A 13,143-nucleotide genomic window follows, 5' to 3' on the forward strand; every position below is an offset into this window, starting at 1 on the left:
GGTGTTGCCGCTTTTCTGCTTCTCCGTTGTTTTCCACCTATTCTTAATTCATCTCCCCTGAGTGAGTTCCTGTAGATCTCCGTTCGACCTTGCTCTAGGCTGTGGCCGGATAAACAGACGTGATTTATCGGCTCAGTTAAATGAACGGAATCAATCAGTAAGAATGCCACTTAGGTTTTTCTTTATACTGATGTCAAACAAGGGTGTGGCTGTGGATAGCGGGGTTTGAATCATTAACCGCGCTTGAGAGTCGGCCAACGGAATAATGGACACACAGGCTGAACAACGATAATGACCCTAAATAGCCTTTCCCAAAGCTTATTGCCTCTTAAAATTATTGCGACCGGCGCGGCGTTGCCGCCGCAGTGCGTCGAATCCTCGGCGCTGGACCGTCGCTTGAACAAGTCGGCAGGTTACGTAGAAAAACGTTCGGGCATTATTCATCGTTTCCATGCCGACAATGATGCCAGCCAGGCTGAACTGGCCGTTGCCGCGCTGGACGATGCTCTTGCCCGCCATGCGATCCCGCGAGACTCCATCGATCTGCTGATCTCTGCCTCGGCCATCGCGGTGCAGGCATTGCCTTTCAGCGCCGCCCATATTCTTAAACTGGCACGACTGCGGCCGGGTATTGCAGGTTTTGATATCAACACCAGCTGCGTGAGCTTTATTTCCGCATTGCAGGTGGCGGCGGGGTTACTCAATACGGGTGTTTATCGACGCATTGCCATTGTCTCTGCCGATATTGCTTCGCGCGGTATCGACTGGGAGGACGAAGAGTCTTCATTGATCTTCGGTGATGGCGCGGCCTGTGCCATTGTCGAACGCGGTGACGGGCGTAGCGGTATTTTGTCCTACCTGATGGAAACCCACCCGGAAGGCAGCGATCTGTGTGAAATCAGGGCCGGGGGGACGCGCTGTAATCCGCGCGCCGGCATGAACGACAGTGACTTTCTGTTCCATATGAAGGGCAAGCAGCTGTTCCGCCAGGCGTCGGCGCTGATCGAAAGCTTCCTTGGCCGCTTGTTGTCGGCTGCGGGGCTAAACCTGGCGCAAATCGCCACCGTGGTACCGCATCAGGCCAGCCATCTCTCTTTGGAACATATGCGCAAGCGGCTGCACGTTTCCCCGCAGGCCCTGGTGGATATCTATCGGTACCGGGGCAATCAGGTGGCGGCTTCGATCCCTTCGACCCTGCACCAGGCGGCGATCACCGGCAGGCTGCACGCCGGACGTCCGGTGATGCTGATCGGCACCGCCGCCGGTTTAACGCTGGGCGGCATGGTACTGCTGCCATGAGAGTGTTGATCACCGGAGCGACCAGCGGGCTGGGGCGCAACGCCGCCGAGTGGCTGTTGGCCGCCGGACATCAGGTGCATGCCACCGGGCGGGACGCTGCCGTTGGGCGGCAGTTGGCGGCACGGGGCGCCAAGTTTACCGCGCTGGATCTGACCCTCGCCGACGACGGGCAGTGTGAGCAGTTAATGGCGGGCTACGATATTGTCTGGCACTGCGCCGCAAAATCTTCTCCCTGGGGGAGCCGCCAGGCATTTTATCAAGCCAATACCCGCGTGACGGAAAAACTGGCCCATGCCGCCGGACGTTGCGCAGTGCAGCGGTTCATTCATATTTCGACGCCGGCGGTTTATTTCGATTTCAGTCATCGTCACAACGTGACCGAAGCGGATGTTTCCCCACGCTTTGCCAATCACTATGCCGCCAGCAAGTTTACTGCCGAGCAACGTATTGCGGCGCTGCTGCCTGATTATCCGCAAACCACCTACCTGATCTTGCGCCCTCGCGGCCTGTTCGGCCCCCATGACCGGGTGATTGTGCCCAGGATACTGGCGCAGCTGCAGGGCGATAAAGGCCAGCTGCGTTTGCCGGGCGGCGGTTCGGCTTATCTGGACCTTACCTTTGTGCTCAACGTGGTGCATGCGATGGATCTCGCCAGCCGTCAACCGGGTTTGCCGTCCGGCAGCATTTTCAATATCACCAACCAACAGCCGCAGCGGCTGGCCGATATGTTGCACCAGTTGCTCAACCGACAGCTGGGCTGGCAATACGCCGTCAAAGCGGTGCCTTATCCCTTATTGTCGGGCGTTGCGGCGGGGATGGAGCTGTTGGCGCACGTCACCCGTAAAGAACCGATGCTGACCCGCTATAGCGTTGCGGCAGCCTATTTCGACATGACGCTGGATAACACCCAGGCGATAGAGGTGCTGGGTTACCGGCCGCGCTACAGCCTGGAGCAGGGGATCGAACTGACGGCGCAGTGGTTAAAGCAGCAGGGGATGAGCGCAGATGGCTAATATCACGACCTTTGAAATCGGTTATTGCACTCATCTGGGCTGCATGGCGCTGCGCGGTTCGGCGATGCGCACCTGTAAATTTCCTTCCCGGGCCTATCTGCTGGAAGTCGGCGAGCGCCGCTGGCTGTGGGATACCGGTTATGCCAGCCATTTTGAACATTACACCGCCAGCGGCATTTTTCGGCTTTATCGCCAGGTGACGCCGGTTTATTTCAGTCCGCAGCAGGCACTGTTGGAACAGTTGCGCAGTCTGGGGCTGAACACTGGCGATATCGAGGCGGTGATCATTTCGCATTTTCATGCGGACCACATTGCCGGTCTGCGAGACTTCAGCAGCCTGAAGATGATTTGCTCCGGCGAAGGGTGGCAGCAAACCCGAGAGCTGCGCGGTTTTGCCGCATTGAAAAGGGCGTTTGTGCCAGGATTGATCCCGGAAGGTTTTGAATCTGCGCTGCAGTTCGTCGAGGCATTTCCGCAGCAAAGCCTGCCTGCCGCATTGGCCCCCTTCCAACAAGGCTATGTGCTGCCGGGCAGCGGTGGAGAAATTGTTATCGTGCCGCTGCCGGGGCACGCCGCCGGGCACCTTGGGGCCTTTGTCCTGACCGATGCCGGTTGGACGCTGCTGGCCAGCGATGCCGCCTGGTCGCCGCTGAACTATCAGCAACTGCGTGGCCCTTCGCGGTTGGCTAACCTGATCATGGATAATCCGCGCAGCTATTACGACACCCTGGGTGCGCTCAACCAGCTCTATCTTGGCGGCGCTGCGGAGATCCGCCTGTGTCATGAGGGGGATTTATGATCCCGCTGATGACGCTATGGCACTACCTGCGCGCGCGGCGCCTGCGCTTTACCCAACGGGCGGTGCTGGAGGCCTATCAGGCGCGCCAGCTGAAGCGGTTTGCCCAGCGCGTATTGGCGAACAGTCCCTATTTTCAGCCCTATAGTTCATTGCCCCTGACCGAGTGGCCAACGATGGACAAGGCGGTGATGATGGCCAATTTCGATCGGATGAACACCGCCGGTCTGCGATTGGAGGCGCTTTTGGCCTGTGCCCGACGCAGCGAAAGCGATCGCAATTTCAGCCCTAAAGTGGGCAACTACAGCGTCGGTTTATCTACCGGTACCTCTGGGCGGCGCGGCGTGTTCGTCGTCAGCCCGCAGGAGCAGCAGATTTGGGCCGGGGGCATGCTGGCAAAAATGTTGCCGCAGGGGGTGTTTGCCGGGGAGAAGGTCGCGCTGTTCCTACGGGCCGACAACAACCTGTACCACAGCGTCAATAACCGTTGGCTGAGCCTGTCGTTTTACGATCTGTTCGCTCCCTTTGCCGAACATTTGCCGCAGATTGAACGTGAACAGCCGACGATTATCGTGGCCCCGGCCCAGGTATTGTGCGCCCTGGCTGATGCCGTTGAACGCGGCGAACTCAAGCTCAGCGTCAAAAAAGTGATTTCAGTGGCCGAAGTGCTGGAACCGCAGGATCGCCAGCGCCTGCAGCGGGTGTTTGCGCAGGTGGGAGAAGTGTATCAAGCCACCGAAGGTTTTTTGGCCGCGACCTGCAGCCACGGCACTTTGCATCTGAATGAAGAGTTTATTCATGTCGAACCGCAGTGGATCGACGAGCGGCGTTTTACCCCGTTGATTACCGATTTTACCCGCCGCACCCAACCGATAGTGCGTTATCGGCTGGACGATATTCTGGTGAGGCGCGAACAGCCCTGTCCTTGCGGGCAGGCGACCATGGCATTGGATCGTATCGAAGGACGCTGCGATGACCAACTGCTGTTACCGGCCAGGCAGGGCGCAATGCAGCGGGTCTTCGCCGACCTGTGTCGCCGCGTGATAGCCAATGCGTTGCCAGCGGTGGCGGATTATCGGCTGACGCAACGGGGCGACAGCGAGCTGTATCTGATGGCCGATTGCAGCCCGGAGGCGTTGGCGAATTGCCAACGGCAATTGATCGCGCTGTTCGAACAGCAAGGTATTGCCACGGAGCAATTGACGTGGCGCCTGCAAGCGCAGGCGATCATGCCGCAGTTCGATGCCAAGCGTCGCCGCATTGTTCGCTTGCCGGAGGCCGGATGAAACTCGTTGTTTATCGCCTATGGCAGATGTTGTTGGGGTGGGGATTTGTCGGGGTCATCTACCACGGTAGCGATCGCTGGCAAGGTGCCGGCCACCTGCTGACGCCAGGTTGGGTCGACCGGGCGATCCCGTTCAGCCCGCACGCCATCTGGCTGTATCTGTCGTTTTTCCTGATTATCCCGCTGTGCTATCTGCTTTGCCCGTTAAACCGGCTAAAATGGCTCAGAAGTACCATGCAGCTTAGCGCCTTGCTGGCGGGAGCCATTTATCTGCTGTGGCCGACGACGATGAACTACCCGATCGTTCCTTCCGATTCGGTGAGCGGCGATTTACTGGCGAGGTTGATCAGCGTCGATTCGTCGCAAAACTGCCTGCCTTCGCTGCATATCGCCTTGACGGTGTTGGCGGTGTGGGCGGCGGCGGAAAGCCGCAAAAAACTGCGCAGCGCGTTGCTGATCGTCTGGGGGCTGGCGATTGCCTTTTCTATCTTGCAACTGCGTCGGCACCTGTTTGTGGATTTGCTCAGTGGGGCGGCGTTGGCATGGGGCGTGGGCTACGTCTGCCAGCGAGTTCAAGGGATTGGCAGGGGAGTACGGCAGGGGGAAGAGTCATGATCGATCTGGTGATACCTATCGTGTTTATGCTGTTGGTGGTGCTGGGGGAAGCCCTGTGGCTACAGTGGCGGCGCAAGGGCAGCGTGGATTGGCATGACGTGATTTTCAACCTCAACTCCGGGCATATCATGCTGTGGCTGTTTCGCGGCTTGGAAATAGCCTGCTACGGCTACGTGGTCACGCATTTTAATCAAGGCTGGCTGGACGGTTGGCCGCCGGTGCTGATGTGGCTGTTTGCGATACTGGCGTGGGATTTCGGCTTTTACTGGCTGCACCGGTTACACCACCGTTTTCGCCTGCTGTGGGCGGTGCATGTGGTGCATCACCAGGGCGAGCATTTCAATCTGTCGCTGGGCGTGCGCAACTCGTGGTATTCGTCACTGACCTCGATCCCGTTCTTTATGCTGTTGGCATTGGCGGGCGTGCCGCTGTCGGTGTTCATCACCGTTTCTATCCTGCATTACAGCATTCAGCTGTTTAACCATAATTCGGTAACCCCCAAACTCGGCTTTCTGGAGCACATCCTGGTGACACCGGCGCATCATCGGGTGCACCACGTTAAAGATTTGGCCTATTCCAACCGGAATTTTGGCGGCAGCTTTATCTTCTGGGACAAGCTGTTTGGCACCTTTTGCCCGGCGCTGCCGACGGAGCCCTTTACCTATGGCGTGCGTGGCGACAAATCTTCCGCCAACCCGTTTTGGGCCAGTAACCTGCCGTTTATGCGCTACTTCAAGCTGCCTTTCCAGCCTTCGAGCAAGAGCGGGCATTTCCGCTGTTCCGCCGGCTGCCTGGTAAGCGGGGCGATGCTGCTGTTCGCTCTGGTGTTGGGTTACGTTTATCGTTTTGGTTACGGGTATGGCGGGGTGACCGGCGAGCAGGCGGCGTTGTTTGTGTTGTTGGCGGCCGGGGCGATAGCCTTGGGTGGGATGGCTGAAGGTCGCCGCTGGGGCGTAGGCGTTTGGCTGTTGGTGACGTTGGCATTCCCCCTGTGGTTATTGAGCATGCCCGATGGGCAGTCTGCTCTCTGGTGGTGCGTAGCCGGTGGCATGGTGTTGCACGGTTGCGCTGTCACGGTCGGTTGGGGACGCCAAAAGGAGGCCGCGTATGGCTGATTTGCCGCCGCTGAGTTTCCCCGTTGCGGGGGAACAGGCGTTTCATCGGGAATTGAAACGACGGGCGCATGCTTATCTGAGCGGTCGCGACGATCACCGCTTTGCCGATGCGGCCCGTTGGGCCAAGGCCATGATTTTGCTGCTGCTTTGCGTTGGCTTCTACCTGCTCAGTTTGATGCAGCACCAGGCTCTGGCCTTTATGCTGAGTTACTTCGCTTTTGTCATGATGGGCATGTTGCTCAACGTCAACGTCAATCACGATGCTTCGCACAACGCCTTCGCCCGCACGCCGTGGGTCAATCGTCTGGCCGGGCGGCTGGTGACTTTGCCGCTGGGCGTCGATCCGGATTACTGGCGAACCCGGCACGTCAGCTATCACCATGTGTATGCCAACGTCGAACATTACGATCTGGATACGGAAGAGAACGGCTTTTTCCGCCAAACCCCGTTCCAACGTTGGCGGGCTTATATGCGCTATCAACATCTTTACTGGCCGCTGATTGCCGCGCTGTCGCTGCCGTACATTGCGCTGGTGTTCGATTGGTCGGATCGCTTGGGCAAAACACCGTTGGCGACCAAGGACGTATTGCCGGGGCGTAAGGGCTGGGCGATGTTTATTGCCGGGAAATTGTGTCACCTGTTGCTGGTGCTGGTGATCCCGCTGGTGGTGGCGCAACAAAATGGCATCGGCTGGCAAACGGTACTGATTGCCTATTTGATTAGCCAAATGCTGGCCTCGTTACTGGTGGTTTTTTTGCTGTTGGGCACGCACTGGGCGCAAGCCGAATTTTATGCGGTGCCGGCAGGCAGCCAGATGCCGCAGGGCTGGTATCGGCATAACTTCGCCACCGCCTGCGACTGGGAAACTTCGCCGAAGAGCTTGCACCATCTGACCGGCGGGCTGAATTATCACCTTACTCACCATTTGTTCCCCGGCTGGAATCATCGCCATTATCCGGCGCTGGCTGCCATATTGGCTGAGACGGCGGCGCGACACGGCATGGATTATCGCTGTATCGGTTATCGTGAATTGTTGCGACAGCAGCAACGTTTTTTACGTGCTATGGGGCAGCCACCACAATGAAAATGCCGGATACCACACCGCTGCCGCCTTTGGCGTTCCAGCGAGAGGCGAGTGAGATCCATCAGGAGCTGATGCGGGCCAGCCAGGCCTACCTGGCGACGCGCGGCGATCACCGTTTTGCCGACGGCAGAATGTTCGCTAAGCTGTTGGCGCTAATACTGCTGTGCGCCGGTTTTTACGCGCTGAGCCTGCAGCAGCAACATTTCTGGGCCTATTTCGGCTGTTACGTCGGCTTTATTTTTTCCGCCATGATGCTAACGGTGAATGTAGTACACGACGCCTCGCATAATGCCGTTTTCAAACGCGCACGGTTAAATCACTGGCTTAACTTCTTTGTCAGTATGCCCCTGGGGCTGGATGCCGACTGCTGGCGAGTGCGGCATGTCATTTTCCACCACGCCTATAACAACATTGAAGGTTACGATCCGGACATTGAACCCAACGGGGTGTTGCGGCAAACGCCCTTCCAGCGCCGCAAGGCGTTTATGCGCCTTCAGCCTTACTATTGGCCGATCGTCGCGGCGCTGACTTTCCCTTATTACATCTGGTTGTTCGACTGGTTGGATCGCGCCGGTAAAACCCGCATGACGCCAAAGATGATGTTCCAGGGCCGGAAGGGGTGGGGGATTTTCCTGTTGGGCAAGCTGGCGCATTTTACCCTGGCGCTGGCCATTCCGCTGTGGCTCACGCCGGCGACGATCGGTGTCGGCACGGTGTTACTGACCTATCTGCTCAGCCAGATGCTGTCGTCGCTGGTGTTTGTGATGCTGATTGTCGGCACTCACTGGGCCAAAGCCAACTTTTATCAGGCCCCCGAACAGGGAAGGTTGGCGCACGGTTGGTATCAGCACGTTTTTGCCACCACCTTTGACTGGCAAGCTTCACCGGCGTGGCTGGGGTATTGGCTTGGCGGGGCTAACCTGCACCTGACGCACCACCTGTTTCCCCATTGGAATCACCGCCACTACCCGGCATTGAGTCGCATCATTGAAGAGGTTGCCCCGCGTTTTGGCATTGATTATCGGGTCCTTGAACTGAGGGAGCTGCTGCGGTTACAGCAACGTTTTCTCAGCGCTATGGGGCGTAAGCCCAGCTGATCGTGGCTAAACGCAAGTCTTGCAACATATTGAATTTGCGAGACGTTACGCAGTTCACTAATTGAACAGGCCGTGCGGCTCACGTAAACTCTATCTCACTGACAGTCAGCCACAGGAGGTGGAGTATGCGCAGTTTGCCGATCCGTTTATCCAATAAGATTGATGACGATCTGAATGATATAGCCCGGCGCCATGGGATGGAGAAAACCGAGGTGATCAAGATGGCCTTTGCGTTGATAGCCATAGCCGATAAGCACTGGATGAAACAGAACGGAACGTCCCTTGGCATCGTGCGGGAGAATGGCAAAGAGCTGGAGGCCGTGGGGCGAGTCGTGGGGATCTTCCCATGAGCACCGAAAACGCAAACCTGCACGATGAGGCCGCCAGGGGGTACCTGAAGGAGATATTGGTCTTCGATGAAATGGAACGTTTGCGCTTGGCGCGTCAGGTGCTGTGCGGGATCTTCGTGATAAGCGTGGGCGTTTTTACCGCCCACGCTTATTGGGATCAAAGCGAGCCTATCAGGCAAGTGTTCGAGCTGTTGAAAATTGGTGCGCTACCCTTGGTAACGCTGGTTATTTCCTTCTACTTCCCCAATACTTCGGCCAGATAGCGCTCAACTTATTCCGATTTCATGCCCGCGGCGGTCATCAGCAGGCGGAACATCGAGGCGACCAGGAACAGCCCCAGTACGCTGGCGCTCCAGATAATCACCAGCCAGCCAACGCGCTTCCACCAGGGGGCCGGAGCGGATGCGGTTTTATTTTGCATAATGTCTTCCCTCATCAGTGGTAACCCTGTTCATGGCTGACCTTGCCGCGGAACACGTAGTAGCTCCAGAAGGTGTAGACCAAGATAATCGGGATGATAAACAGCGCGCCGACCAGCATAAAGCCCAGGCTTTGCGGTGGGGCTGCGGCGTCCCACAGGGTGATGGACGGTGGGATCAACAGCGGCCAGATGCTGATGCCCAAGCCGCTCAGGCCGAGGAACACCAGCAGCAGGGTCAGCAAGAACGGCGAATAGTGCGCCGCGTTTTTCACGCCGCGCTGGATGCCCCAGGCGCTGAGCAACACCAATACCGGCACCGGCAGCAGCCAGAACAGGTTTGGCAGCGTAAACCAGCGGCTGGCGATCTCGGGATGGGCAATCGGCGTCCAGATACTGACCACCGCCAATACCAGCAGCAGAGTGATCAGCAGCGGCGTCGCCAACCGATACATGCGTGTCTGCAGATCCCCGGCGGTTTTCATCACCAGCCAGGTACAGCCCAGCAGTGCATAGGTCACCACCAGCCCCAACCCGCAAAACAGCGCGAACGGCGTCAGCCAGTCTAGAGCACCACCGGCATAGCTACGGCCGTTGACCGGGAAGCCGTTGATGATGGCGCCCACCACCACCCCCTGACTGAAGGTGGCGAAGAGAGAGCCCCAGATAAACGCCTTATCCCAGATATGCCGCTTTTCTTCCTTGGCCTTGAAGCGGAATTCAAAGGCCACGCCGCGGAAAATCAACCCGAACAGCATCAGGGTGAGCGGGATGGCCAGCGCATCGAGGATCACCGCGTAGGCCAACGGGAAGGCGCCAAACAGCGCCGCACCGCCCAGTACCAGCCAGGTTTCGTTGCCGTCCCACACCGGTGCGACGGTGTTCATCATCACATCGCGGTCACCGCTGTCCTTGACCCAGGGGAACAGGATGCCGATACCCAAATCAAAGCCGTCCATTACCACGTACATCATGGTGCTGAACACGATGATCACAAACCAAATCAACGGAAGATCAATGCCCATGCTCAGCTCCTGTCATCCAGAGTTTCTTTTACCGCAGACAGCGGGCGAGCCGGTCTGCCGTCCGTGTCGTCTTCATGGCTTTCATGCTGCTGCGGTCCCTTACGGATCAGGCGCATCATGTAGGAGTAGCCCACGCCGAACACCGAACAGTAAACGATGATAAACGCCAGCAGGCTGATGCTCATGTGCAAATCACCGTGCGCAGAGACCGCATCTTTGGTACGCAGCAGGCCATAGACCACCCACGGCTGTCGGCCGATTTCGGTAGTGAACCAACCCGCCAGCAGCGCCAGCAGCCCCGATGGCCCCATCCACAGGATGAAGTACAGGAAGGGACGCGACTGGTACAGCCCGCCGCGCCAGCGCAGCCACAGGCTCCACACCCCCGCGAGGATCATCAGCATGCCGAGCGCTACCATGATGCGAAACGACCAGAACACCACGGTGGAGTTGGGGCGATCTTCCGGCGGGAAGGATTTCAGCGCCGGGACCTGTTCGGTCAGGCTGTGAGTCAGGATCAGGCTGCCAAGATAGGGCACTTCCAGCTTGAAGCGAGTCTCTTCACGCTCCATGTCCGGCCAACCGAACAGGATCAGCGGCGTGGCCTCTCCCGGCGGGTTTTCCCAGTGGCCTTCAATGGCGGCAATCTTCGCCGGTTGGTACTTCAGCGTATTCAGGCCGTGCGCATCACCAATCAGGGCTTGTACCGGCGCGACGATCAGCGCCATCCACATCGCCATCGACAGCATTTTGCGCATTGCCGGCGTATCACGCCCGCGCAGCAGGTGCCAGGCAGCGGAAGCGCCCACGAAGAAGGCCGAAGACAGGAAGGCGGCGGTCGACATGTGCAACAGACGGTAGGGGAATGACGGGTTGAATATCACTTTCAGCCAGTCGACCGGTACCACCTGGCCGTTGATGATTTCGTGGCCCTGCGGCGTTTGCATCCAGCTGTTGGAAGCCAGGATCCAGAAGGTGGAAATCAGGGTGCCCAGCGCCACCATGCAGGTCGCGAAGAAGTGCAATCCAGGCCCGACGCGGTTCCAACCGAACAGCATCACCCCAAGGAAACCGGCTTCGAGGAAGAAGGCGGTAAGCACTTCATAGGTCAGCAACGGGCCGGTAATACTGCCGGCAAACTCAGAGAAGAAGCTCCAGTTGGTACCGAACTGATAGGCCATTACCAGCCCGGAAACCACGCCCATGCCGAAGTTGACGGCGAAAATTTTTGACCAGAAATGGTACAAATCGCGATAGGCTTCATTACGCGTTTTCAGCCATAACCCTTCCAGCACCGCCAGATAACTGGCCAAACCTATGGTGATTGCGGGAAAAATAATATGGAAAGAAACGGTGAAGGCGAACTGTATTCTGGCAAGTTCCAGTGCATCAAGACCCAGCATGGCGCCTCCTTGGGTTGGACATAAAATAACCTCTTCAGTATAGCTGTAATTTTTTTGTGGAAAGCTTGGCGTCAAGTTAAGCACGGAGTACAGTGACTATAATAGTGACAGTTATTTCACTTTTTCATATAACAGTTAAGGCCTATGACCAGATACGAGCAGCTTGCACAACAAATTCGTGAACAGATCCAGAACCGGGTATGGCGGGCGGGGGATAAGCTGCCTTCGCTGCGGGAAAGCGGTAAACGCGCAGGCCTGAGTCTGATGACTGTGGTGCAGTCGTATCAACTGCTGGAGAGCCAGGGCTGGATCGTTGCGCGCCCGCAGTCCGGTTATTACGTGGCGGCGCGTCCGCAGCCGCTGCCACAGCCGGCACGCGGGGAGAAACTGCTGCTGAGCGAGCAGGTAGACATCAACACCTTTGTTTTCGACGTGCTGCAGGCGTGCAAAGACCCAGGCATTGTCCCGTTCGGTTCGGCCTTTCCGGATGCCACGCTGTTTGCTCAGCCGAAGCTGGCGCGGGCGCTGAGCAGCGTAGCGCGCAAATTTACCCCGCACAGTTCGCTGGCTAACCTGCCGCCCGGCAACGACGCGCTGCGCCGCAACATTGCCCAGCGTTATGCTTTAAGCGGCATGCAGGTCGCCCCGGATGAAATCGTGATTACCGCCGGAGCCATGGAGTCGCTGAGCCTTAGCTTGCAAGCGGTGACGCAGCCGGGGGATTACGTGGCGATCGAGTCCCCGGCCTTTTACGGGGCGTTGCAGGCGCTGGAGCGGCTGCGGTTAAAGGCGGTGGCGATCGCAACCCATCCGCAGGACGGCATCGATCTGGATGCGTTGGAACATGCCTTGGAACAGTACCCGATCAAGGCCTGCTGGCTGATGACCTACTTCCAGAATCCATTGGGCGCCTCGATGCCGGCAGAGAATAAACAGCGGCTGGTGGGCATGCTGCGTGAGCGGCAGATATCGCTGATTGAGGACGATGTATACGGCGAACTGTACTTCAGCGCTGAGCGCCCGCAGCCGGCCAAGGCATTAGACCAGGGCGGACAGATTTTGCACTGCTCGTCGTTTTCCAAATGTCTTGCGCCGGGCTTTCGCGTGGGCTGGGTGGCTGCCGGGCGCTACGCACAGCAGATCCAGCGTTTGCAACTGATGAGCACGGTATCCACCAGCGTGCCCACCCAGTTGGCGATCGCTGATTATCTGCTACACGGTGGCTACGATACCCATCTGCGGCGCTTGCGTCGGCTGCTGGCTCAGCGTCAGAGCATGATGCATCAGGCGATTGCTCACCACTTCCCTCCGACCGTAAAGGTCAGCCAGCCAGATGGCGGTTACTTTTTGTGGGTAGAGCTGGATCCGGCGTTGTCGTCGATGGAGCTGTATCAGCGCGCGCTGGCGCTGGGGGTGAGTATCGCGCCGGGCAGGATGTTCACCACCGGCAACCATTTCAACCACTGCTTCCGATTGAACGCCTCTTTCGACTGGAGCGACAAGCATGAAGCGGCTATCCAGACCTTAGCCAAACTTATCCGGCAGCTCGAGCCGGCAGGCTAAACTCCACCCAACGGCCGGCTATCGCAATAGAAAAATTCATATTGCGATTTCCGGCAATAGAATGCCGGTTTCGTTGTTAG

The 13,143-nt window shown here is 58.0% G+C and carries 14 protein-coding genes; 11 read left to right on the top strand and 3 right to left on the bottom strand.

The features are described from left to right. The first annotated feature begins 291 nt into the window (after positions 1-291). The 10 genes from AAZT04_RS09740 to AAZT04_RS09785 all read left to right on the top strand — a co-directional run bounded on the left by AAZT04_RS09740 (position 292) and on the right by AAZT04_RS09785 (position 8,917). Positions 292-1,299: a 3-oxoacyl-[acyl-carrier-protein] synthase III C-terminal domain-containing protein gene (locus tag AAZT04_RS09740; RefSeq protein ID WP_020827434.1), complete on the top strand. Its 1,008-nt coding sequence runs from the start codon at positions 292-294 to the stop codon at positions 1,297-1,299. Then, positions 1,296-2,312 (top strand): NAD-dependent epimerase/dehydratase family protein, encoded by a 1,017-nt coding sequence (locus tag AAZT04_RS09745; RefSeq protein ID WP_129982701.1) that lies wholly within the window; start codon positions 1,296-1,298, stop codon positions 2,310-2,312. The genes AAZT04_RS09740 and AAZT04_RS09745 overlap by 4 nt, the downstream gene beginning before the upstream one ends. Beyond that, on the top strand, positions 2,305-3,111 hold the full coding sequence (locus AAZT04_RS09750) for an MBL fold metallo-hydrolase (protein WP_020827432.1): 807 nt from the start codon (positions 2,305-2,307) through the stop codon (positions 3,109-3,111). Before AAZT04_RS09745 ends, AAZT04_RS09750 begins: the two co-directional genes overlap by 8 nt. Next, the gene (locus AAZT04_RS09755) at positions 3,108-4,394 is read left to right on the top strand and encodes a F390 synthetase-related protein (protein WP_434679866.1); all 1,287 of its coding nucleotides are present in this window, start codon (positions 3,108-3,110) and stop codon (positions 4,392-4,394) included. Before AAZT04_RS09750 ends, AAZT04_RS09755 begins: the two co-directional genes overlap by 4 nt. Then, a complete protein-coding gene (locus AAZT04_RS09760) occupies positions 4,391-5,008 on the top strand; it encodes a phosphatase PAP2 family protein (protein ID WP_258089540.1) in 618 nt (205 codons plus the stop codon). The genes AAZT04_RS09755 and AAZT04_RS09760 overlap by 4 nt, the downstream gene beginning before the upstream one ends. Further along, positions 5,005-6,123 carry a sterol desaturase family protein gene (locus tag AAZT04_RS09765; protein ID WP_020827429.1) on the top strand — a complete coding sequence of 373 codons (1,119 nt, stop codon included), beginning with the start codon at positions 5,005-5,007 and terminating at the stop codon, positions 6,121-6,123. Before AAZT04_RS09760 ends, AAZT04_RS09765 begins: the two co-directional genes overlap by 4 nt. After that, on the top strand, positions 6,116-7,207 hold the full coding sequence (locus AAZT04_RS09770; RefSeq protein ID WP_258089542.1) for a fatty acid desaturase family protein: 1,092 nt from the start codon (positions 6,116-6,118) through the stop codon (positions 7,205-7,207). The genes AAZT04_RS09765 and AAZT04_RS09770 overlap by 8 nt, the downstream gene beginning before the upstream one ends. A gap of 2 nt (positions 7,208-7,209) precedes the next feature. After that, positions 7,210-8,304: a fatty acid desaturase family protein gene (locus AAZT04_RS09775; protein ID WP_434680247.1), complete on the top strand. Its 1,095-nt coding sequence runs from the start codon at positions 7,210-7,212 to the stop codon at positions 8,302-8,304. Between the two features lie 125 nt (positions 8,305-8,429). Next, positions 8,430-8,654, top strand: coding sequence for a hypothetical protein (locus AAZT04_RS09780; protein ID WP_020827426.1), 225 nt, complete (start codon positions 8,430-8,432; stop codon positions 8,652-8,654). Next, a complete protein-coding gene (locus AAZT04_RS09785; protein ID WP_174574365.1) occupies positions 8,651-8,917 on the top strand; it encodes a hypothetical protein in 267 nt (88 codons plus the stop codon). The genes AAZT04_RS09780 and AAZT04_RS09785 overlap by 4 nt, the downstream gene beginning before the upstream one ends. Before the next feature lie 8 nt (positions 8,918-8,925). On the opposite strand, the gene AAZT04_RS09790 is transcribed toward AAZT04_RS09785, so the two are convergent. The 3 genes from AAZT04_RS09790 to AAZT04_RS09800 are packed head-to-tail and all read right to left on the bottom strand — an operon-like array spanning position 8,926 to position 11,500. Then, positions 8,926-9,075 (bottom strand): DUF2474 domain-containing protein, encoded by a 150-nt coding sequence (locus AAZT04_RS09790; protein ID WP_071844604.1) that lies wholly within the window; start codon positions 9,073-9,075, stop codon positions 8,926-8,928. A 14-nt stretch (positions 9,076-9,089) separates the two neighbouring features. Further along, positions 9,090-10,097: a cytochrome d ubiquinol oxidase subunit II gene (gene cydB / locus AAZT04_RS09795; RefSeq protein WP_434679871.1), complete on the bottom strand. Its 1,008-nt coding sequence runs from the start codon at positions 10,095-10,097 to the stop codon at positions 9,090-9,092. A 2-nt stretch (positions 10,098-10,099) separates the two neighbouring features. Beyond that, entirely contained in the window at positions 10,100-11,500 is a 1,401-nt protein-coding gene (locus AAZT04_RS09800; protein ID WP_020827422.1) for a cytochrome ubiquinol oxidase subunit I, read from the bottom strand. Between the two features lie 144 nt (positions 11,501-11,644). On the opposite strand from AAZT04_RS09800, the gene AAZT04_RS09805 reads away from it, so the two are divergent. Then, on the top strand, positions 11,645-13,063 hold the full coding sequence (locus tag AAZT04_RS09805) for a PLP-dependent aminotransferase family protein (protein WP_115058625.1): 1,419 nt from the start codon (positions 11,645-11,647) through the stop codon (positions 13,061-13,063). Positions 13,064-13,143: the final 80 nt, after the last annotated feature.

Origin of the sequence: Serratia sp. Je.1.23.a, from assembly GCF_051129805.1 — a bacterium.
GTDB classification, from domain to species: Bacteria; Pseudomonadota; Gammaproteobacteria; order Enterobacterales; family Enterobacteriaceae; genus Serratia; species Serratia liquefaciens.